At 65.8% G+C, this 21,242-nt stretch carries 21 protein-coding genes; 13 read left to right on the top strand and 8 right to left on the bottom strand.

The genetic code is table 11. The features are described from left to right. Window positions 1–11: 11 nt before the first annotated feature. The 3 genes from mrdA to ACXAJV_RS05440 all read left to right on the top strand — a co-directional run bounded on the left by mrdA (window position 12) and on the right by ACXAJV_RS05440 (window position 4,557). Window positions 12–1,889 (top strand): penicillin-binding protein 2, encoded by a 1,878-nt coding sequence (gene mrdA / locus ACXAJV_RS05430; RefSeq protein WP_475082797.1) that lies wholly within the window; start codon window positions 12–14, stop codon window positions 1,887–1,889. Continuing rightward, complete coding sequence (gene rodA, locus ACXAJV_RS05435; RefSeq protein ID WP_475082799.1) at window positions 1,889–3,034, top strand: rod shape-determining protein RodA; 1,146 nt, start codon at window positions 1,889–1,891, stop codon at window positions 3,032–3,034. The genes mrdA and rodA overlap by 1 nt, the downstream gene beginning before the upstream one ends. 170 nt (window positions 3,035–3,204) lie before the next feature. Next, complete coding sequence (locus ACXAJV_RS05440) at window positions 3,205–4,557, top strand: sodium-dependent transporter (RefSeq protein ID WP_475082802.1); 1,353 nt, start codon at window positions 3,205–3,207, stop codon at window positions 4,555–4,557. 72 nt (window positions 4,558–4,629) lie between these two features. On the opposite strand, the gene pip is transcribed toward ACXAJV_RS05440, so the two are convergent. Next, on the bottom strand, window positions 4,630–5,595 hold the full coding sequence (gene pip / locus ACXAJV_RS05445; RefSeq protein ID WP_475082805.1) for a prolyl aminopeptidase: 966 nt from the start codon (window positions 5,593–5,595) through the stop codon (window positions 4,630–4,632). Window positions 5,596–5,712: 117 nt separating this feature from the next. On the opposite strand from pip, the gene ACXAJV_RS05450 reads away from it, so the two are divergent. Continuing rightward, on the top strand, window positions 5,713–6,375 hold the full coding sequence (locus ACXAJV_RS05450; protein WP_475082807.1) for a hypothetical protein: 663 nt from the start codon (window positions 5,713–5,715) through the stop codon (window positions 6,373–6,375). Further along, window positions 6,375–6,980, top strand: coding sequence for a class I SAM-dependent methyltransferase (locus tag ACXAJV_RS05455; protein WP_475082809.1), 606 nt, complete (start codon window positions 6,375–6,377; stop codon window positions 6,978–6,980). Before ACXAJV_RS05450 ends, ACXAJV_RS05455 begins: the two co-directional genes overlap by 1 nt. Here ACXAJV_RS05455 and ACXAJV_RS05460 read toward each other — a convergent pair. From ACXAJV_RS05460 to ACXAJV_RS05470, 3 genes are read right to left on the bottom strand one after another with little or no spacing between them, the layout of a single operon-like run. Further along, a complete protein-coding gene (locus ACXAJV_RS05460) occupies window positions 6,937–8,034 on the bottom strand; it encodes a prenyltransferase/squalene oxidase repeat-containing protein (protein WP_475082812.1) in 1,098 nt (365 codons plus the stop codon). The genes ACXAJV_RS05455 and ACXAJV_RS05460 overlap by 44 nt on opposite strands. After that, entirely contained in the window at window positions 8,034–8,753 is a 720-nt protein-coding gene (locus ACXAJV_RS05465) for a class I SAM-dependent methyltransferase (protein ID WP_475082814.1), read from the bottom strand. The genes ACXAJV_RS05460 and ACXAJV_RS05465 overlap by 1 nt, the downstream gene beginning before the upstream one ends. Then, window positions 8,747–10,051 carry a glycosyltransferase family 4 protein gene (locus ACXAJV_RS05470; RefSeq protein WP_475082816.1) on the bottom strand — a complete coding sequence of 435 codons (1,305 nt, stop codon included), beginning with the start codon at window positions 10,049–10,051 and terminating at the stop codon, window positions 8,747–8,749. Before ACXAJV_RS05470 ends, ACXAJV_RS05465 begins: the two co-directional genes overlap by 7 nt. A 120-nt stretch (window positions 10,052–10,171) precedes the next feature. Between ACXAJV_RS05470 and ACXAJV_RS05475 the strand changes: the two genes are divergently transcribed. Genes ACXAJV_RS05475 through ACXAJV_RS05495 form a run of 5 tightly spaced genes read left to right on the top strand, consistent with a single transcriptional unit; the run spans window position 10,172 to window position 14,882 of the window. Then, window positions 10,172–11,344 carry an MFS transporter gene (locus ACXAJV_RS05475; protein WP_475082819.1) on the top strand — a complete coding sequence of 391 codons (1,173 nt, stop codon included), beginning with the start codon at window positions 10,172–10,174 and terminating at the stop codon, window positions 11,342–11,344. A gap of 10 nt (window positions 11,345–11,354) precedes the next feature. Next, the gene (locus ACXAJV_RS05480; RefSeq protein WP_475082822.1) at window positions 11,355–12,509 is read left to right on the top strand and encodes an MlaE family lipid ABC transporter permease subunit; all 1,155 of its coding nucleotides are present in this window, start codon (window positions 11,355–11,357) and stop codon (window positions 12,507–12,509) included. After that, window positions 12,506–13,282, top strand: a complete 777-nt coding sequence (locus tag ACXAJV_RS05485) for an ABC transporter ATP-binding protein (RefSeq protein WP_475082825.1) — start codon at window positions 12,506–12,508, stop codon at window positions 13,280–13,282. Before ACXAJV_RS05480 ends, ACXAJV_RS05485 begins: the two co-directional genes overlap by 4 nt. A 2-nt stretch (window positions 13,283–13,284) precedes the next feature. After that, on the top strand, window positions 13,285–14,235 hold the full coding sequence (locus ACXAJV_RS05490; protein WP_475082827.1) for an MlaD family protein: 951 nt from the start codon (window positions 13,285–13,287) through the stop codon (window positions 14,233–14,235). Then, window positions 14,232–14,882, top strand: coding sequence for an ABC-type transport auxiliary lipoprotein family protein (locus ACXAJV_RS05495; protein ID WP_475082828.1), 651 nt, complete (start codon window positions 14,232–14,234; stop codon window positions 14,880–14,882). Before ACXAJV_RS05490 ends, ACXAJV_RS05495 begins: the two co-directional genes overlap by 4 nt. Before the next feature lie 23 nt (window positions 14,883–14,905). On the opposite strand, the gene ACXAJV_RS05500 is transcribed toward ACXAJV_RS05495, so the two are convergent. After that, window positions 14,906–16,909 (bottom strand): hypothetical protein, encoded by a 2,004-nt coding sequence (locus tag ACXAJV_RS05500; protein WP_475082831.1) that lies wholly within the window; start codon window positions 16,907–16,909, stop codon window positions 14,906–14,908. A 159-nt stretch (window positions 16,910–17,068) separates the two neighbouring features. Then, window positions 17,069–17,347, bottom strand: a complete 279-nt coding sequence (locus tag ACXAJV_RS05505; protein WP_475082832.1) for a hypothetical protein — start codon at window positions 17,345–17,347, stop codon at window positions 17,069–17,071. Between the two features lie 140 nt (window positions 17,348–17,487). Here ACXAJV_RS05505 and ACXAJV_RS05510 point away from each other — a divergent pair, with 140 nt between their 5' ends. Then, a complete protein-coding gene (locus ACXAJV_RS05510; RefSeq protein WP_475082834.1) occupies window positions 17,488–18,654 on the top strand; it encodes a DUF418 domain-containing protein in 1,167 nt (388 codons plus the stop codon). Here ACXAJV_RS05510 and maiA read toward each other — a convergent pair. Together maiA and ACXAJV_RS05520 are read right to left on the bottom strand one after the other, a co-directional pair. Then, window positions 18,651–19,298, bottom strand: coding sequence for a maleylacetoacetate isomerase (maiA, locus tag ACXAJV_RS05515; RefSeq protein WP_475082836.1), 648 nt, complete (start codon window positions 19,296–19,298; stop codon window positions 18,651–18,653). The genes ACXAJV_RS05510 and maiA overlap by 4 nt on opposite strands. Continuing rightward, a complete protein-coding gene (locus tag ACXAJV_RS05520; protein ID WP_475082838.1) occupies window positions 19,295–19,942 on the bottom strand; it encodes a fumarylacetoacetate hydrolase family protein in 648 nt (215 codons plus the stop codon). The genes maiA and ACXAJV_RS05520 overlap by 4 nt, the downstream gene beginning before the upstream one ends. Before the next feature lie 84 nt (window positions 19,943–20,026). Here ACXAJV_RS05520 and ACXAJV_RS05525 point away from each other — a divergent pair, with 84 nt between their 5' ends. Together ACXAJV_RS05525 and ACXAJV_RS05530 are read left to right on the top strand one after the other, a co-directional pair. Next, window positions 20,027–20,500: a MarR family winged helix-turn-helix transcriptional regulator gene (locus ACXAJV_RS05525; RefSeq protein ID WP_475082841.1), complete on the top strand. Its 474-nt coding sequence runs from the start codon at window positions 20,027–20,029 to the stop codon at window positions 20,498–20,500. A gap of 212 nt (window positions 20,501–20,712) precedes the next feature. Next, window positions 20,713–21,222, top strand: coding sequence for a hypothetical protein (locus ACXAJV_RS05530; RefSeq protein WP_475082843.1), 510 nt, complete (start codon window positions 20,713–20,715; stop codon window positions 21,220–21,222). Window positions 21,223–21,242 lie beyond the last annotated feature (20 nt).

Here is a 21,242-nt window from a genome sequence, read left to right on the forward strand (position 1 = left end):
CGCGAGGCAAGATGCGCGCTGACCGCCAGGAACAGGATCTGAAATTCACCCGCAGGGCCCTTATCATGTCGGGCCTTGGCGGGCTGGCCTTCATCGGCCTCGGTGCGCGCCTGTATTCTCTCCAGGTGCTGGAAGGCGAGCGCTATCGTCTGCTGTCCGAGGACAACCAGTTCAATTTCGATCTCCTGCCGCCGTCACGGGGCCGCATTCTCGATCGTTTCGGCATCGCGGTCGCCGACAATCGTGACAGCTACCGGGTGCTGCTGGTACCGGAGCAGGCCGGCGATGTCGGCGCAGCCCTGGACCGGCTGTCACGCTTCATGCCCCTGTCCGATGCCGATCGGGAGCGCGTGCTGCGCGCGGTTCGCCGCCAGTCCCGCTATCGTCCGGTGACCGTGGCCGACGATCTGGATTGGCAGACTTTCTCGGCGATCAATCTCAATGCGCCGGATCTGGGCGGTGTGCGCCCAGATGTCGGCGAGGTGCGGTCCTACCCCTATGGCGCGGCCTTCGCGCATGTCATCGGCTACGTCCAGACGGCGAATGAAGACGATATCGCCGCCAGTCCGCGCGAGGAGGAGGGGCTGCTGCTGCATCCGGGTTTCCGGGTCGGCAAGACCGGCGTGGAAGTCTCGCGCGAACGTGATCTGCGCGGGGCCGCCGGTGCACTGAAGACCGAGGTGAATGCCCGCGGCCGCGTGATCCGCGAACTGCCCGAACAGTCCACGGCGCCCCAACCCGGCCGGGACGTGGTTCTGACCCTCGATGCCGATATCCAGCGCTACGCCCACGAGAGACTCGGCCAGGAATCCGCTTCGGCCGTGGTGATCGACGTCAATACGGGCGAGCTCATTGCGCTTGTGTCCACACCCAGTTTCGACCCGAACCTGTTCGTTGGCGGTATTTCCTCCTCGGACTACTCGGCCCTGCGTGCGAATGATCACAATCCGCTCTTCCACAAATCGATCATGGGCACTTACCCGCCGGGCTCGACCTTCAAGGCCGTTGTGGCGGCGGCCGCATTGGAGCATGGCCTGGTCGATCCCAACGAGACGGTCTTCTGCAACGGATCCACCATGCTGGGCCGGCGTGAGTTTCACTGCTGGCGCCGCCAGGGTCATGGGCGCGTGAACCTGCACGAAGCGGTGAAAACGTCCTGCGATATCTTTTTCTATGAAATGGCCGACCGGCTCGGCATCGACCGGCTTCATGACATGGCGGTTCGCTTCGGTGTTGGCGAACAATTCAATATCGGCATTTCCGGCGTACGTTCCGGCAATATGCCGAATCCGGCCTGGCTGCGTGCGCGCAATAACGAGCCCTGGACGACGGGGCACACCTACAATGTCGGTATCGGCCAGGGTGCGGTGCTGATGTCGCCGCTGCAGCTGGCGGTGATGACGGCCCGCGTCGCTTCCGGCCGGGCTGTCGAGCCGACGCTCTATCGCAATGCGCTGGCCCGTCCGGCGCCGCATATCGGTGTTTCCGAACCGGCACTGGCCCGTGTGCGGGCTGGCCTTCGCGGCGTGGTCGAGGAGCCGGGCGGTACGTCCTATTCGCTGGGCGGGCTGGGCATTGAAGGCGTCGCCATGGCCGGCAAGACCGGTACGGCGCAGGTCTATTCCATTACGGCCGAGGAACGCGCGTCCGGCGTTCGCGACCAGGACGACCTGCCCTGGCGGTTGCGCGATCACGGCCTCTTCATGTGCTACGCTCCGGCCAACGATCCGAAATATGCCGTGGTCGTGGTGGTGGAACATGGCGGTGGATCGAGTGCGGCAACGCGCCCGGCCCGCGATATTCTGCGCCGCGTTGTCGCGCGCGACCCGTCCAGCCGGGCCGGCGTGTTTGCCGACCTGGCCGGCACTGACCGGCGCGGGGGGGCCTGATGGCAGTTTTTCGCGAGAGCGTGCCGCGCGATCTGCGCGGCAAGCTGATGGAGCTGAACTGGACGCTGGTCCTGTTGCTGATCCTGCTCGGTGGTGCCGGTGTTGGCATGCTTTATTCGGTGGCCGGCGGCAGCTGGACACCCTGGGCCGTCAATCATGCCATCCGCTTTTCGGCGGCCTTCGGCGGCATGATGGTGATCGCGATGTTTCCGCCACGCTTCTGGATGGGCGTTGCCTATCCGATCTATGTCGTGGCTCTGGTGCTGCTCGCGGGCGTCGAGATCGCCGGCGTCACGATTAACGGGTCGCAGCGCTGGCTGGATATCGGACCGATCCGGGTGCAGCCTTCCGAAGTCATGAAGCTGGCCCTCGTTGTCGCGCTGGCGCGCTTCTATCACGATCTGCCGACCGACAAAGTCTCCAGCCTCGGTGGTCTGCTGATCCCGGCGGCGCTGATCGGTCTGCCGGCGTTGCTGATTGCGAAACAGCCGGATCTGGGTACCACCCTGCTCCTGATTGCAACGGGCGGGGCGATTGTCTTTCTGGCCGGGCTGAGCTGGAAGATCATTCTGCCGGGCGCCGTTGCCGGCATTGTCGGCGCCGTCGGCTTCTTCCGTTACGGCCTGCACGACTATCAGCGCGAACGCATCATGACGATGTTCAATCCGGACGCTGATCCGCTCGGTGCGGGCTATCAGATCCTTCAGTCGAAGATCGCGCTGGGGTCCGGCGGGTTCACCGGCAAGGGCTTCATGGAGGGCACCCAGTCCCAGCTGGAATACCTGCCGGAAAAGCAGACCGATTTCATCTTCACCATCCTGGGCGAGGAATTCGGCTTCGTCGGCGGGCTGGTCGTCATGTCGATCTACGCGCTCGTGCTGGCCAACACGATCGCCATCGCGATCAGCTGCAAGTCCACCTTCCTGCGCCTGCTGAGCATGGGCGTGGCAACGACTTTCGCACTCTATGTGATCATCAATGTCGGCATGGTGATGGGGGCCCTGCCGGTGGTTGGTGTACCCTTGCCGCTCATTTCCTATGGCGGGACCGTGATGATGGCTGTGCTGGCCGGCTTCGGTCTCATCCTGGGCGCACATATTCACCGCAATGCCGAACCGCCGCGGGGGGCGGGCCTGTTCGGCTAGTCGTGTGGTTGCACGCCAATCGGCGCCATCGTTTCGATATCGGGCGCTGCCGCGCACGTTGGTTGCGCTGGCGAAGCCAGCTTGACCTGATCGGGCCGTTGGGGAAGTGTGCGCGACAATTTTTCACAATTCGGGCGCGGGGGGCCGCGCCCAGGCAGGGGAGAGTTTTCATGGCGGTTACGCCCACGGGGACGCATGCGCACTGGTCGTCGCGCTTTGCATTCATCATGGCAGCGGTCGGGTCCGCGGTCGGTCTCGGCAATCTCTGGCGCTTCCCGTTCATGACGGGTCAGAATGGCGGTTCGGCCTTCGTGCTGATTTATATCGGCTGCGTGATCCTGTTCGCGCTGCCGGTCCTGATGGCGGAAATCGCCATCGGCCGCCACGCCCAGCAATCGGCAATCTCCTCGACGCGCAAGATGGCGCTCGAGGCCGGCAAGTCCGGCAACTGGTCCATCGTGGGCTGGGTCTGTACCGCGGCTGGCTTCCTGATCCTGACCACCTATTCCGTCATCGCCGGCCAGGTCATGGCGTTCTCGGTCGCCGGTTTTGCCGGCGGCTTCGGGACCGATGAAGGCGCGACCATGTTCTATAATGGTCAGGGTATTCAGCTGTTCTGGCACATCCTGTTCATGGGCCTGACGGTCGGTATTGTCGCCCAGGGGCTCAAGGGCGGGATCGAACGTGTCGCCACGCTGCTCATGCCGCTCTTCTTCATCGTCCTCATCGCTCTGACCATCTACTCATTGGCCAATGGTCATGCCGGTGAAGCGGTGGCCTACCTCTTCCGTCCGGATTTCTCGGCCGTCACCGGCCAGACTTTCGTCCAGGCGCTGGGACAGGCCTTCTTCTCGGTCTCGGTCGCGTCGGCCATCATGATCACCTATGGCTCCTACCTGCCCAAGGATACCAATATCGGTTCCTCCTCGGTGACGATTGCTTCGGCCGACACGATGGTGGCGCTGATCGCGGGCCTGATGATCTTCCCGATCGTCTTCATGGTGGGTATCGATCCGGGTGAAGGCCTGGGCCTGATCTTCTCGGCTCTGCCGGCGGTGTTCGCCGACATGCCGGCGGGCAATATCATTGGCGGCGCTTTCTTTGCCCTGGCGCTGATCGCGGCCGTGACCTCGTCGATCTCGCTGCTGGAGGGCGTTGTGGCCTTCGTCGACGAGCACGCGAATTTCGGCCGGGCGCAGACGGCGGTGCTGGTCGGCTTCTTTGCCTTCATGATCGGTGCGGGTGCCGTTTACTCGCCGGAGTTCGGTGGCAATTTCGTCGACTGGCTCTCGGGCAGCCTGCTGCTGCCGCTGGGCGGTTTCCTGGTGGCGGTCTTCACCGGCTGGGTGATCCCCAAGGCGCTGCTGCGTGACGAACTCTCGCACACCGGCAAAGGGCTGTTCGAGTTCTTCCACTTTGCCGTTCGCTGGATTGTGCCGCCGGCGATCTTCGTGATCCTGGTGCTGGGCCTGGACGCCCAGTTCAACAATGGCGGCATTGGTGCAATGTTGGGGCTCAGCTAGAGCCTCATAACACCACCATTGGTGTTACACGGGGTCGCATCCATACGATGCGGCCCCGTTTTCTTGTCCGGATTAGCCCATGCGGTCGGCAAAGGCATCGGTCGCGCGCACCAGGGCATCAACGACGCCCGGTTCGCCGGCGGCATGACCGGCATCGCCGATCATCTGCAGCCGCGCCCGCGGCCAGGCCCGGGCCAGCGACCAGGCCGAGCGCGGCGGGGTCACCATGTCGTAGCGGCCCTGCACGATGACGCCGGGCAGATGGCTGAAGCGGCTGACATCCTCCAGCAGCACGCCATCGCGTTCCAGGAAGCCGTTATGGACGAAATAATGTGTCTCCAGCCGGGCCAGCGCGTCGGCGCGGATCGGGTCGGCGAGGGGGGCGGACGGGTCACCGGTCATCGAGATCAGCGCACTTTCCCAACGCGCCCAGGCGAGCGCGTCCGGGCGGCGGCGGATGATGTCCGGCTCGGCCAGGCGCTCGTAATAGGCGCGCACGATATCGCCGCGCTCTTCCGGTGCCAGCGGGTCGACCAAGCGTTCCCAGGCATCCGGGAACAGCATGTTGGCGCCCTGGCGATAGAACCAGTTCAGCTCCAGCTCGGTGCACAGGAAGACACCGCGCAGGACCAGGCCGAGGCAGCGGTCCGGATGCTGGCGGGCATAGGCGATGGCCAGTGTCGCCCCCCAGGAGCCGCCGAAGACCAGCCATTTGTCGACACCCATGCGTTCGCGGATGCGTTCGATATCGTCGATCAGGTCGGCGGTGGTGTTGTTCTCCAGCCCGCCATGCGGTGTGGAGCGTCCACAGCCGCGCTGGTCGAACAGGATGATGCGGTAGCGGCGCGGGTCAAAAAAGCGGCGCAGGGCGGGTGAGACACCGCCGCCGGGACCGCCATGCAGGGTGATGACGGGCAGGCCGTCAGGGCGGCCGCATTCCTCGACATGAAGTTCGTGTCCGCCGCTCACCGGCAGGCGGAATGTCTGCGTTGCGTGGATTGGCGGATACAGCAGTCGGCGGGAGTAGGCGGCGTCCATTCCAGATATGTCCTGTTAGCGCGTCGTAAACGCAATAAACCATAGCCTAGACCCTTATGTCCCTATATCATCTTTCACCTTGGGGCTAATCAGAGACTGTTGGGAAACCACCGCGTAATGACCGGACTTCGGCGCTTCCTTGTGGCATTGGCCGCGTGTTCCTTCGTCGTGGGCTGTGCCAGTGCCCCGATTTCCGTCTCCTCCCGTTTTGCCGAAGCCGGTGAAGCTTCGCCGCAGCAGGCCAGCGTCAGCCGGACGGCCGCCGATTTCGAGGATGTTGCCCGGGCGCGCGGCTGGATACGCGAAGCCGGGTCGATGGCGACCGCCATGTCCTGGATGGGCCGCCTCGCGGGTCAGTCGGATGATGATGCCGGAACCGACCGCTCACCGGTGGCCCGCTATCTTGAAGCCAATGAAACCGCGCTCGACGCGCCCGGCTTTGCCGCCCATTTCCTGACCGACATGACCCTGGCCTGGGAACTTGCCGGCGCGGTCGACAATGCCGCTGCCGAACTCATCGCCCAGGGGGGCGGTGTCTCCAGCAGCGCGCTCAGCCGCAGCATCGGCGATGTCGAGACCGTCACTGCCCGGGCCCGCGATGCGCTCGCCCTGTTCGATGCCGTTCTGGCTGAGATGCCGGTTCCCGGCGACGAGGAACTCGCCAGCCAGCTGGTGTCCGAGCGTGACCTTTTCGCGGTCCGCACCGACAGCTTGCGCGAACGGGTCGACGAGCTGGTCGATCTGCGCCGCAGCAACGCCTCTGACGACAGCCTGTCCTGATGCTCGATCCCGATAGCGTAAAGGGCTTTCTCGCACCCGGGGAAGGCGCGGATCTCGCTGCCTGTGCACGCGAGGCCGGGCGTCTCGGTCCGGTGCTGGAGATTGGCAGCTATTGCGGCAAGTCGGCCCTCTATCTGGGACCTGCGGTGCGCGAGGCGGGCACGGTGTTGTTCACGCTCGATCATCATCGCGGTTCGGAAGAACACCAGAAGGGCGAAGAGTATCACGACCCCGATCTCTACAATGCCGGGCTGGGGGCGGTGGAAACGCTGCCGGCCCTGCGCGAGACGCTGTTCCGCGCCGGCCTGGAAGACTGTGTGATCCCGGTGGTCGGCAAATCGGCGACCGTGGCTGCTCACTGGACCACGCCTTTGGGCATGGTCTTCATCGATGGCGGGCATTCCATGGAAGCGGCGCTGGCCGACTATCGCGGCTGGAGCGGACGCATCCTGCCGGGCGGATTGCTGGCGATCCACGATGTCTTCCCGAACCCGGAAGATGGCGGCCGCCCGCCCTATGAAATCTGGAAACTGGCCTGTGCCTCCGGCCTGTTCGAGCCGGTCAGGCGGACAGGAACGCTGGAAGTGCTTCGGCGTCTGGCCTGACCGGATATTCCACCACCCAGTTGCGCACCAGCAGGCCGGAGCCCGGAGTGAGGCCGTCCAGCGCGTCGGCCGCCATGATCAGGGCGCCGGCGGTCCAGCTGGGACGCTCATAGGGCCAGACGACTTCCTCGGCGAATTGCCAGCCCATCCAGTAGCCGCCGGATTTGGCCTTCAATGGTGCGAGGTCGGCGATCAGCGTGCGGGCCTGGTCGCGCTTGCCGGCGGCGAGGCAGGCCAGGGCCAGTTCGGCGGTTTCGGCTGCGGTGACCCAGGGCTCGTCCGAAACGCAGCGGCAGCCCAGTCCCGGCTTCACAAAGTCCGTCCAGCGCGCATAGAGGCGCGCGCGGGCGGTCTCGCCGGTCAGGACGCCAGCCAGAACCGGATAATACCAGTCCATCGCATAGCGGCGGCGGTCCGTGCCCTTGCGGTCGAAGCGGGCATCATTCTCGCGCAGCGCTGCGCCCAGCTTGCGGCGGGCCTGGGCCCAGTGATCGACGGGAGCCTCCATCAGGCGGCCCATCAGGATGGCGCATTCCAGCGACTTGTAGAGTGAGGCATTGCCGGCACGCAGCGAGTCGATCGTCTCCAGTGGCTCGTCGCCATCGCGGGCACGCCAGACGATGTCGCCCTGCCGTGTCTGGTGTTCGAGGATGAAGTCCATCGCGCGCTGCACCATCGGCCAGTAGCGCGGCAGGTCCGACAGGGCGCCCAGCGCGAGCAGGGAGCGCAGCACGGTGACGGCGGCATAGCCGGTGAAATTCGTGTCGCGGGCCGTATCCGGCGTGCCGGGGACGAGATGGCGATTGGCGTCGTCCAGCGGGACAGAGGCGCCCAGATCGCCGGTCCAGCCGCCATCGGCCTCCTGGCGTTCAGCAAGATGGTCGAGGGCGCGGCGCGCGGCCGTCTCGCGGCCGGCGATCGCCAGTCCCATCGCGCCTTCACCGTGATTCCACGCATCCCAGATACCCGCCTCGATCCAGGGAATATCGCCGCCGGGACGCTGCAGCGCCTCGATGTGCCGGGCACAGGCGCGGATATCGACCAGATCCGCCATCACACGGTCTTCCGGAAGTACATGACGACCGATTTGCCCATTACCGGGTCGAGCACCGCTTCCATCGCCCGCGTCAGCCACGGCCGGTCCAGCAGATCCCATTCGAGGAATTTGCGGTAGATGCGGACCAGCGTGCTGGTTTCACGGCTGTCCCACAGCGCGCATTGCAGCCACCAGTAGGGGCTGTGCAGGCTGTGCGCCCAATGCCGCGAAAAGCGCCGGAAACCGTGCTTCTCGACCTGAGCCTTCAGCGCGTCCGGCTTGAAGATGCGCACATGGCCGCCCGGTGTGCGCGGATAGGCCGGCGACAGCCACCAGCAGATCGCTTCGGGCCAGTAGCGCGGCACCGAGGCGACGAAGATGCCGCCGGGTTTCAGAAGGCGTGTAATCTCGGACAGGAAGAGGTCCGGATCGGGCACGTGTTCGAGCACTTCGGAACAGATGATCCGGTCGAAACTCCTGTCGGGGAAGGGCAGGGTCTCCCCGTTGGCGGTCGCCAGCACGGCATGGCGCAGCGGCGAGGCCGGTTCGGGCGGCGGCAGTTCGAAGAATTTGTCGAGCGCGATGACGACATCATCATAACACAGGTCGACGCCGACCGCGGTGACCGGTGTCTCATCCCAGTAGAGGCCATGCAGGTGGCGTCCCTGGCCGCAGCCAAGATCGAGCACGCGCTGGCCTGCATCCAGGTCGAGCGCTTTGAGGCGGACAGTCAGCATGCGCGGGAGTCTCCCCGTTCAGCGAGCGCTTCGGCATAGAGCCGCGAGGCGGCGAGGGCGTGGGACGACCAGTTGAACTCGGACCGGGCGCGGGTGCTGGCCTGCTCGCCCAGCTGTGCCGCTTCGGCGGGCGCATCCAGCAGGCGGGCGAGATTGGCGGCCATCGCCTCGGCATCGCCGGCCGGCGAAACAAGACCGGCATCGCCGATGACTTCAGGCAGGGCACCGCCATCGCTGGACACAACCGCTGCGCCGCAGGCCATGGCTTCCGCGGCGGGAAAGCCGAAGCCTTCAAAGCGTGCTGGACAGGCAACGATGTGCGCCCGGCGATAAAGATCGGCGACTTCGGCGCGGGTGAGATCGCTGGAGGTGGAGACACGCTGGGACAGGCCGTGCGCGGCCAGCCGGCGCTTGGCCGGTCCGTCGCGCAGCTGGCCGACAATGTGCAGCCGTGCCTTGGGGCGGGCGGCCGCGACCTTGGCGAGAGCGTCGATCAGCACGTCGAGACCCTTGATCGGCACGTCGGCGCTGGCCGTCGTCACGATCAGCCCGGTCTCACGCGAAATGGACGGATCCGGCCGGAAGACCTCATGATCGATCCCGTTATAGGCGACGCGCACGCGGTCCGGGGCGACGCCATAGCGTTCGGCATGGGTGTCGCGCGCGGCTTCGGAGACGGCGAGATGACGCTGCAGGCGGCGCGCGGTGCGCGCCTGCATTCCCACAAACCGGTACCAGCGGCGGGTCAGCAGCGCCTTCCACCAGGCGTCGCTGGCGGCCAGGGCGTAGTCGTGATCGATCGCGATGGGGTGGTGCAGGGTGGTGATTACCGGCAGGCGGCGCTCGATCCGCAGGAAAGGTGTCGAGAGCGTCTGGTTGTCGTGGACGACATCATACTCGCCGGCATTGTCGGCGAGATAGCGGTCGAGGCGACGGCCGAAGGCATAGAGTTCACCGAAAGCGCCGGAATTATGGGCCAGCCACTCCGACAGATCGGCCCAGGAGGCCAGATGCTTCGGGCGCAGCGCCATGAAAGCATTCTCTTCGGCAAACAGGTCGAGCGAGGGCAGGCGCACCAGATCAATGCCGGGGTCGAGCTCAGGATAGGGCGGACCGGAGGCGACAGTGACCTTGTGGCCCAGCGCGGCCAGACCGCGCGTCAGCTCGCGGATATAAACGCCCTGGCCGCCGACATGCGGATGCGAGCGATAACCGGTGACGAGCACGCGTAGCGGCCGGACGGGCGCTGCGTCCGGTCTGTCTTCCAGCTGTGTGGAAACAAGGGTATCTGGGCCCATGACGCATGATTCCGGCGGTCGAATTCGAACCGCGAACCTATAGAAGTGAACATTGTTCGCCAAGCATGCCATACCAGCATGCTGCATCGCTGGAACCGCACGCGACGCCAGGAAGGCCTTATGATCCGCACGCCCGCATTCCGCTTTGCCGCTTATTATGGCGCCTTCTACATGACACTGGGCTGTTTCCTGCCCTATTTCCCGCAATGGCTGGACGGACGCCGACTGTCGCCGGAATGGATCGGCTGGATCGTGGCGGCCGGCATGGCCGGGCGCACGCTGGTCTCGCCGGTCGGCGCGCGCTGGTCGGACCGGGCGGTGCGGCGCCGCGATCCGATCCTGGTCTTTGCCATTGGCTGTGTCGTGGTGTTCGGCCTGCACGGCCCGTCATCCTTGCCGTGGGTGCTGCTGGTCCTGTCCTTCCTGTCCGGCGCGCTGCTGTTCGGCCAGATCCCAGTGATCGATGCCTTCGCCATGCGCGCGGCCCGCGATGACCGCTTCGCCTTCGGCCCGGTGCGCGCTTTCGGCTCGGCCATGTTCATCGTCGCCAATTTCTCGGCCGGTGCCCTGATCGACCGCTTCGGCACGGAGAGCATTCTGGCCTGGCTGATTCTGGGGGCGGGCCTGCTGGCACTGGCCGCGTCCTGGTTGCCCGAGGGGCGCCGTCCGGACACGCACAGCGCCGATCATGCCCGGCTGGGCCATATCCTGGTGATGCTGGGCGGGCCGCTGGGGATTGCGCTTCTGGCCTCGGCCATGGTGCAGGCCGGGCATGGCTTCTACTACGCATTTTCCGCCAAGGCCTGGAGCGACCAAGGCTTGTCCGGCACAGCGATCGGCGCGCTGTGGGCCACCGGTGTTGCGGTCGAGATCGGCTTTTTATGGCTGTCCGGACGCGGTCTTCTGGGACGCGCCAGCCCGGCCATGCTGATCGGGGCCGGTGCCGCGGCATCCATCCTGCGCTGGGGGCTGACCGCGTTTTCCCCGCCGCTCTGGGCGCTGTTAGCACTGCAATCCTTGCATGCGCTCACTTTCGCCGCCACCTATGTCGGGTTCCTGCGGTTCGCGTCCGAACATGTTCCCGATGAGCATGCGGCGCTGGCGCAGGCGCTCAATTCGGCGCTGTCCGGCGGGGTTGTGATGGCGGCCGCGTCTGCAGTGTCGGGATATTTCTATGCCCGGATCGGCGCGGGCGGGTTTGCATTGATGGTGATTCCGGCCGTGTGTGGCCTGGCTGCCGCAGTTTTGCTGCACCGCTTCCAGGCACTCCCGCGGGCGGAAAATTTCGACTAGGGTCAGGGACATGAGGGGAGAAACTGTCATCACTGCTGACCCGGCGGGCCTGACCGTCCGGGAGGACGGACGACGCACTGTGCTGGAGCCGAACGGCGACTGGGTCGTCGATACCGTCGGTGTGCAGGATGCGGCTATCCGCGCTGTCGAGGAGAACAGCGAGCCGGGCGATATCGTGATCGACCTGGACGGGCTGGGCCGGATCGACACGGCCGGGGCCTATCTGCTGGGCCGGGCGACACGCCGCTGCAGCCAGCCCGATGGCGATATCCATTACCGCGGCGATCATCCTACAGCCCGGCGGCTGATCGAGGAGGTGCGTTCGCGCACCACGATCTGCCAGCCCGAAAGCGAACCCGCCTTCGGCTTCATGGGCGCAATGGCGCGGATCGGCGCCGGTCTGGAAGCGGCCTGGACGGAGGCCGTCGACACGATGGCCTTCTTCGGCCGCACCGTGACGACGGGCCTGCGCATGGCAGCCCAGCCCTGGCGTTTCCGCCTGACACCGACCGTCTGGGCGATGGAAGAAGTGGGGGTGAACGCCCTGCCGATCGTCGCCGTCCTGTCCTTCTTCATCGGTGCCGTGGTCGCCTATATGGGCGCCAACCTGCTGCGCAGTGTCGGCTTCTCGGTCTTTACCGTCGAACTCGTCGGCATCGCCGTGCTGCGCGAATTTGGTGTGCTGATCACCGCGATCATGCTGGCAGGCCGGTCCGACAGTGCCTTCACCGCCTCGATCGGGTCGATGAAGATGCAGCAGGAAATCGATGCCATGCGCGTGCTCGGCCTCGACCCGTATGAGGCGCTGGTGATGCCGCGTGTCGTCGCCTGTGTGCTGATGGCGCCGCTTCTGACCTTCGGGGCCATGATTTCCGGGATTTTCGGCGGCATGCTCGTCGCCTGGTCGGCGCAGGATATCTCGCCGACCCTGTTCATCACGCGCCTGCATTCGGAGCTCGACTGGAGCCATTTCTGGGTCGGCATGTCGAAAGCGCCCGTCTTCGGGCTGGTCGTGGCGATCATCGGCTGCCGGCAGGGCATGCAGGTGCAGGGCGATGTGGAGTCGCTGGGGCGCCGGGTGACGGCTTCGGTGGTGCAGTCGATCTTTGCCGTCATCGTGCTCGAGGCGCTGTTCGCCATGATGTATCTGGAGCTGGGCATATGAGCGGAGAGGACATTCTCATCTCCGTGCGGGGGCTGCGCTCCCAGTTCGGCGATCATGTGGTGCACGACGATCTCGACCTCGATATCCGCCGCGGAGAAATCCTGGGCGTGGTCGGCGGATCGGGCACGGGCAAGACCGTGATGATGAATGCCATTCTTGGTTTGAGAAAACCGGAAGCCGGCGAGATCCGGCTCAACGGGCGCCTGTTCAGCGAGATGAGCGCGGCCGAACGGCGGCGGGTGGACAGCCGCTGGGGCGTGCTGTTCCAGAACGGGGCCCTGTTCACCTCGCTCAATGTGCTGGAAAACGTCATGGCGCCGCTGCGCGAGCATGTCGACATGCCGATCTCCCTGATGGAGGAGATCGCCGGCATGAAGATCGGTCTGGCCGGTCTGCAGCCGGACGCGGCGACACGCTTTCCCGCGGAGCTGTCCGGCGGCATGCGCAAGCGCGTCGCTCTGGCGCGCGCCCTGGCGCTGGACCCGGAAATCCTGTTTCTCGACGAGCCGACCGCCGGTCTCGACCCGATCGGTGCGGCGGCCTTCGACAGCCTGGTGCTGGAATTGTCCCGGGCGCTGGGCCTGACCATCATGATGATTACCCACGATCTCGACAGTCTCTACGCAATCTGCGACCGGGTGGCCGTACTGGCCGACAAGCGGGTGGAGGTTGTCGCTCCGCTCCGCGAACTGCTGGACCATCCGCATCCGTGGATCCAGGAATACTTCCACGGACCGCGCGGCCGCGCCGCGCTGGCCGGAAAGGAGATTTAGGCATGGAAACCAAAGCTCATCACGCGCTGGTCGGCCTGTTTACCGTCCTGCTGGCCGCCGCCCTCGGCTTCTTCGCCCTCTGGCTGGGCAAGATCTCCTTCGACGAGGATTATGCCCTTTATGACATCGTGTTCGACGGACCTGTCCGCGGGCTGCGCGAAAGCGGGGAGGTGCGGTTCAACGGGATCCAGGTCGGCGAGGTGATCGAGCTGGAGCTGGACGAGCAGAGCCGGGTGATCGCCCGGGTCCGCGTGCTCGCCCAGACGCCGGTCCGGGTAGACAGTTTCGCCCAGCTCGAACCGCAGGGCCTGACGGGCCTGTCCTATATCCTCATCTCGGGCGGCTCACCCAATGCCCAGCGCCTGCTCAGCCCGCCCGGCCGCCAGCCGCCGAAAATCTTCGCCCGGCGCGCCCAGTTGGAGGGTCTGTTCGAGGGGTCCGAGGACGTGCTCGATGCGGCTCAGACGGCGCTGTTCCGCCTGTCAGCCCTGCTCAGCGAGCAGAATGTCGAAGAGGTTTCGGAGACCCTGTCAAACCTGCGCGCCCTGACTGAGCGGCTGAGTTCGGAAGATGCCCTGATCGCCGACATGCGCCAGGCAATCGGCCGGATCGATACGGCGGCCGGCGATATCTCGGCTGCGGCGATCTCGCTGGAGCAGTTCGGCACGACTGCCGAGCGTTTCCTGGTCAATGATCTGACCCCTGCGGTTACCGAGACCACACTTGCGGCGCAAGCGGTGAACCAGGCGGCCGTGAACACCGACACCATGATCCGCACCATCACGCCGCCGCTGGAAGACTTTGCAGACAGCGGGCTGCAGGATCTCAACCGGGCCTCGTCCGACCTGCGCCGTCTGATCGCGACGCTGGAGCGCATCGCCCTGGAAATCGAGAGCAATCCCGGTGCCTTCGTCGCCGGTTCGCCCCGTGAAACCGTGGAGGTCCCGCAATGAGCGGAACACGTTTCCTCAAGCCGGCGCTGATCGCGCTGAGCCTGCTGCCGGTGGCAGCCTGTGTCTCGCTTCTGCCCGAGAGCGAGCCGGTGTCGGTCTACCGCCTGTCCTCGCCGGAACCGAGTGAATGGAGCGGCAATAGCGAGAACTGGACGATCATCGAGATCGAGATGCCGCAGGCGCCGCGCGGCCTGTCCGGCGACCAGATCGCGCTGGTCCGCGACGGGCAGAGCCTGGCCTATGTCCATGGCGCGCGCTGGATCGCACCGGCACCGGGCCTGCTGCAGAGCCTGGTGATCGACACGTTCAACGCCGATCAGGCGCGCCTGGCACCGGCCCGGCCGGAAGACGGGGTGCGGGCCGATTACGAGCTGCATCTCGATCTGCGCCAGTTCGAGGCGGACTATGATCACGGCGACAGCGCAGCGCCGACCGTCCGCGTGCGTATCGCGGCGCGGCTTGTGGCCGAGCACGGGCGCCGCTTTGTCGGGGCGCGGGTGTTCTCGGCGGAACGCCGGGCGTCGGACAACCGGACCGGGGCTATCGTCGATGCTTTTGATGCGGCCGCGATCTCGATCAGCCGCGATATCGCCGGCTGGACCGCCATGGCAACCGAGACGCCGGAGAGCGAAGCCGGCAGCGAATAATCGCCGCCCGGCCGCGTTCGGGTCTAGTCGTCGGAGCGCTTCTTGCGGTCAGACGGTGATGGCGCGCCATCCTCGTCCTGCGGCATGTTCGAGAGCAGGTCCTTCCAGCGCCAGCCCGGATCGCCCTGACCGCGGCGTCCGCCGCGCTCGGGGAAGCCGACACTGTTGTCGCTGCGCGGACGCTCCTCGGCCGGTGCTGCCGGCGTCTCGCTGTCCCGGGACGGGGCGTCATTGGCGTCCGGTTCGGCGGCATCCGCATCCGGTGCGGGCGATGAACGCCGCCGCTGCAGCGGGTCGGGCAGTTCATTGGCACCGAGATCGGGCACGCGCCGGCCACCGGCCACACTGCCCATGCGCAACATGAAATCGCTGAGCAATTCGTAATTCTGGCGGATGCGCGACTGGAAGGCGGCGTCGATTTCCTGCGCCTCCTCGGCGGCGGCCATGGCGGCGGCATTCAGCCCGTCCAGCCCTCGGCGCAGGGCGTCGGCGGCTTCCTGCGCCCGGTCACGCGCCATGACAGGCATTTCCGCCAGACGCTGTGTCATCGTCTCGATCTGACGCTCGACCGACTGGCTCTCGGTGCGCGCGGTCTCCAGAACGGCCTCGAGCCGGCGACGGACCGAGTCGGCGGCATCGTCGGCGGCCCGAGAGGCGCGCTGGGTGAGTTTCTCGGCTTCGGCCAGGCGGGCCTCGAAGGCCTCGTCCGAGCGGCGGGCGGCTTCATAGGCCGTCTCATTGGTTTTCTCGACCTTGGAGGAGACGATGTCGGCCTGTTTCTCGATCGCCTCGATCGCGGCCTCGGAGACCTCCTTGGCCTCCTGCGCGGAGGCGATCAGGCGGGCCAGCGCAGCCTCGTGCTCGCTGGCGGCGTGCTCGGTTTCCGTTCGGACCCGGCCGGCCATGTCGTCGGCCCGCGCCAGGGCGGCATCGACCGCCTCGCGGAAGGCCTCGGCACCGGAGGACGCCGCCGATTTCAGTGCGCCGGCGCCGTCCTGGGCGGTCCTGGCCATGACTTCCAGCTCGGCCTTGTGGAAGTCCAGCGCTGCAGCGATTTTTTCCTGTTCCTGGCGCAGCGCCTCGCTGGCCTCGCTCAGGCGCTGGCGGTGTTTGACATAGGCCGCGTCGAGATTTTCCGAACGTTCCTTGAGGCCGTTGGACAGATCGCGCAGATGATCGGCGCGTTCGCTGATGACAATTGCAGCCTGGTCGCTGCGTTCGACGATGGCCGTGCCGGCGGCATCCAGATCGCTCAGGCTGGCGCGGATACGCTTTTCGCTGTCGCTGGCCTGGGAGGCGGCGAGCTCGGCTGCCGCGGCGACCATTTTGGACTGGTCTGAAATCGCGGCGGCGATCAGGGCCGCCTTGTCGTCGAGCGATTCAGATACTTCGCCGAGACGCAGGCGCTCGCTGCGCAGATCCTTCAGCAGGCCTTCGGCACGGTCGCGCGCATCGGTCGCCGACTGTTCCAGCGTGTCGGCATGGTGCGCGATTACCTCTTCCATGGCGGCAAGGCGGGCCAGGGCGCTTTCCAGCGCCGCATTGATCCGCTCGACCTCATCGGAGACGGCATCGGACAGGCTCTGGACTTCATGCTCGGCATAGCGGGCCGGCTCGACCAGCTTGCGCAGGGCGATTTCGACGCGTCGTGTATTGCGGCCGTTGCGGACGACTTCACGCGCCATCAGCCCGCTCATGATGAAGAGCAGGGCCGGGGCGATGGCGAACACGGACAGACCGGTCAGCTGGCCGAAACCATAGCGCGTCAGTGCGTCCAGCGACTGGATGCCCAGATATCCCCAGATGAAGGCGCCCGCGGCGCCGATCCACAAAAGCGCGAACGTATTGCCCAGCCAGACCATCCAGTTGCCGCTGGACTTGCCACCGGCATCGTCCCATTGCGGGTTCTGGGAGGCTTGGGTGGACAGCGCATGCGACTGCGCTGTGGCGACCGGTGAATCCTGAGCGTCATCCGCCATATTCATCTCCGCCAGTTCGATCGTCTGGTCCTGGGTGTGTCTGGTCATTCCGGGCCCGATTGGCTGCCTTCATCCTGCGCCGGATCAAGCCCTGTGCGCGCCGGATTGTTCATTATGGCAGAGAATAGGCGCAAATGCGCGCCGGACACACAGATAATCTATGCAGAACCGGTGTTTGACGGAAAAACCTGCGGTCGATAGCGGGGATCAGCTGCGGTAGGATTGGCGCGGTTCCGCGACCAGGAGGGGCGTGTCGTCAATCCGCAGAAGGCTGCCGGCGGCACCGGCGCAATCGCTCAAAGACGTGCTGTTGAGGCCGGTATTCACGAACACAGCGTCCGGACCGGCGACGTAGACCGCCGAGATGGTCCGGTACTCTGCCGGGCCGGCAGCCGCAGCACAGTCGACCGCCTCGACTTCGATACCGACGGACGACAGGGCCGCCAGCGCGAGCCATTCGATCAGCGATGAGAGAAACTGGATCATCCCAAACGTGCACCCTACGATCCGATTCAACCCCTCACGAGGGCATGACGCGTTATATCCAATGCGTCTTCATGGAAGATGGGAATTTTGTGAATTGTTTGTAAGCAAGGTGGCGGAAATGGGGCAAGGGCAGCACGATCATGGATGACCGCGACGGGGCAGGACTGCTCCGCCTCCTCGGGCTTTGTGCCTTCGGCCTTCTGCTGGCCAACCTGCCGGGCATGGCGGGCGTGTGGCCTTCTGCCGACCTGCCGGAGATCGGCGGCCGGACGCTGGGCGCCGCCGGAGCCGTGGCCTGGTGGACCGGCCAGACGCTCGTGTCCTGGACGTTCAATATCGTGCTGATCGCTGCATTCGGGGGCTGGCTGGCCTGGCAACAGGACCGGGGCTTGCGGGTGCCGCTGGGCTGGATGCTTCTGCTGGGCCTGGTGCTTGCCTACCTGGTCTGGTTCGGGGAGCTGATCTCGATCCTGGTGATTGCGAGCCTGATTGCCTTGCCACTGCGCGCCATGCAGCCGGCATCGCGCCTCGTCACTGCGCTGGTCCTGGTGGGCGGGACGCTGCTGATCGTGGTGGCAGGGTCGGCCGTGACCGCGCTTCTGCCCGACACGATGGAGCCGGGCCAGCTGCTGGGTTTCGGAACCGAACAGGTCACCGAAGCCGAAGCGGCACACCGGGCGGGCTATTTCGCGCAATTGCCCCGCAATATGGCAACGGCGCTGCAATGGCATCTCATGGAGGTCGTTTTTCTCGGCGGCGGTGTTCTGGGGGTGGCGATGATCGGCATGCTGGCGCTGGAAACCGGATTTGCCGGCGGGCGGTGGGCGGCGATGCACTATGTCCTGGTCGCGGCCGTCTGCCTGGGCCTCGGCTTGCCGCTGACCGGATGGGCGGCGGCCGTGGCCCTGGCGCGGGACTTCGCCCCGTCCGGCCTGTGGCAGAGCAATGGTGCGCATGCGGTTGGGGCCTTGCTGTGTGCGACCGGGGTCGCAGCGCTGATCGTCCTGGCGGGCAGTCACGCTCGCCTCGCACCGGTGACCCGACTTCTCGAACAGGCCGGTGAGATCTGGCTGAGCCTCTATACCGGCCAGCTCCTGATCGGGCTTGCCCTGTTTTCCTTCCTGCCCGGCCTGTCGCTCTACGGACGGCTGGGCCCGGCCGGGCTGGCGCTGACCGGCTTTCTTCTGTGCGTTGTGCAGGCGCTCGCGGTCTGGGCCTGGAGCCGGTCTTTCCGGACCGGCCCCGTGGAGTGGCTGCTGGACGGGTTGTCCCGCCGGCAGTTCGGCCCGCTGCGCCGTTTGTCCTAACCTTCTGCGTCGGGCTGATTTTCCGGCTCGGCATCGCGGAAGGCGGGAAGCGCCCGTGCCGCTTCGTCCGCGGCCTGGAGGGTGGGGCAGTTCGAGATGTCGGCGCCCCACCGGCGGGCATTGTACATTTGCGGCACGAGATAAACCTCGGCGAGACCGGGCGCATCGCCGTGAAGGAAGGGCGTGCTGCGCGGGTGTGCGGCCACCATGGCCTCCAGCGACTGCAGACCGGAACCGATCCAGCGCTGGGCCCAGGCCTTCATGCCTTCCGGGCCCTGGCCGAGATCGCCGGCGATAGCGTTCAGGACGCGCAGATTTTGCACAGGATGGATGTCGCAGGCGATCACCGAGGCCCAGCCGCGCACGAGGCAGCGTGCTTGCGCGGTTGATGGCAGCAGGGCCGGTTGCGGCCAGGTCTCCTCGATCCATTCCAGGATGGCCGGCGATTGCAGCAGGCGCCGGCCGTCATGCTCCAGCACAGGCACCAGGCCCTGTGGCTGGATGCCCCGCCAGTCATCGCTGTTCTGTTCGCCATCCTTCAGATTGATCGAGACCTGCTCATAGGCAACGCCCTTGAGATTGAGGGCGATGCGCAGGCGATAGGCGGCGCTGGAGCGCCAGTAGCCGTAAAGCGTCGTGGTCATGAACGGGCCTCCGTGACGGAGAATTCCAGCACGGGCAGGCCGGCGATCTCCGCCTTGACCGTGTCGCCGGCCTTGAGCGGGCCGACACCGGCGGGCGTGCCGGTGAAGACCAGGTCGCCGGCGCCGAGTGTGAAGAAGCGGCCCAGTTCGGCCAGAAGCGCCTGCGGCGTCAGGATCATCTGGTCCAGATCGCCCGATTGCCGGGCCTCACCATTGACCGACAGGCCGATCGCACCGGCCGCCGGCGGCGGTCCGGCACGCAGTGCACCGACGGGCGCGCTGTCGCGGAACGCCTTGGCGATCTCCCAGGGGGCGGACTTTTCCTTCAGCCGGGCCTGCAGGTCGCGCTTGGTCAGGTCGACCCCGACGCCGCAGGCGGCAATGGTGCCGCCCTCACCGAGGGCCAGCACCAGCTCGACTTCATGATGCAGATCCGCGGTCTCGGCAGGATAGGCAAGGGTGCGGCCGGTTGTGACGGCGTCGGCGGGCTTCATGAAGAAGATCGCTTCCGCCTTCGCGCCCATCTCCTTTGCGTGATCTGCATAATTGCGGCCGATACAGAAAACGCGGGCAACCGGGAAGGAACGGCTGTCGCCGTCGATGGCAAGGCGGGGCCGGGCAGGCGGCGTTACAAGGTCGGTCATGGCGTCTGAGATAGCGCGAGCCGTGCCCTGTCGTCGAGACAACAATCGCTTGCGGCCCCCGCCCCCGTATTGCACGACTGCTGCATGACCCGCTCGACCGTGCCCGATAACCCGTCGCACCTGCGCCTGCAGGATTACTTACCCTACCGTCTCGCCGTGACGTCCAACCTCGTCAGCCGGCTGGTGGCGCGGGCCTATCAGGACCAGTTCGGCGTGACGATCTGGGAATGGCGCGTGATTGCGATCCTGGGTGAAGCCGTGCCGATGACGGCCCAGGCGATCAGCGACAGTGCGGCCATGGACAAGGTATCGGTCTCGCGTGCTGTGCGAAGCCTGGAAGAGCGCGGACTGGTGGAGCGTGAGAACCACGCAGCGGACCGGCGTTCGCGCATGCTGCATCTGACGGCCGACGGGCGGCGCGTCTATGACGAGATTGCCCCTGTCGCCCTCGATCAGGAATCTGCATTGCTGGCAGAATTCTCTGAACAGGAAATCGAAATCCTGGCCGGGCTGCTTGATCGCCTTCGCGAGCGGTCGACGGTGTTGTCGCAGATCTGACGCGATGGAGCTGTCGCAATTCTGCGGACGGATCAGTCATATTAAATGAGAGTTTTTGGTGAAGCCTTGGTTTTTCTTCGAAAAGGCGAGTTGGGGTAATAGAGGTTGTAATATCCTATGAGCAGTTGAAATCATTCTGTTAATCCCCCCTGCGTAAGCGGTGCCCATGCGACGTCCAGCGGCGTCCCCCAAACAAAAGGGCAGGGGCTTACATGCGTTCTCTCATTCTGCCGGTTCTCGCCGGCGCACTCTTTACGTCTCCCGTTTTTGCGGAAACCTCCCAGCGCGATCTTGAAGTGATCGGCCGCGCGCTTGGCTTCATGGAAGGTGTCGACGGATCCGACCGGACCGTCGCCATCGTCTACGACCCGGCCAGCGAGGCGGAAGCCCAGGCTCTGGCCGGCGCCATGTCCGGCGGCCTGTCCGCTGGCCGCGTCACGCTGAATGCACGTCTGGTTCCCGTGGCCGATGCCGGCAGCCTCGGCGGCGCTCATGCCGCCGTCCTGCTGGGCGGCGCGTCGGGCGATGCGGGCGTTTTCTCCTCGGCCAGCTCGGCCGGCGTGATGACGGTGTCCACCGATATGGGCTGCGTTGAAAGCGGCAATTGCGTGATGGGCGTGCAGAGCGCGCCGTCTGTCCGGATCGTCGTCAATCGCGGCGCAGCGGACGCATCCTCGGTCTCCTTCGCGGCGGCCTTCGCGATGATGATCGAAGAAATCTAGACCGGACAGGACTTGAAGAG

The sequence above is a fragment of the Maricaulis sp. ABE4_448 genome, from assembly GCF_056160825.1.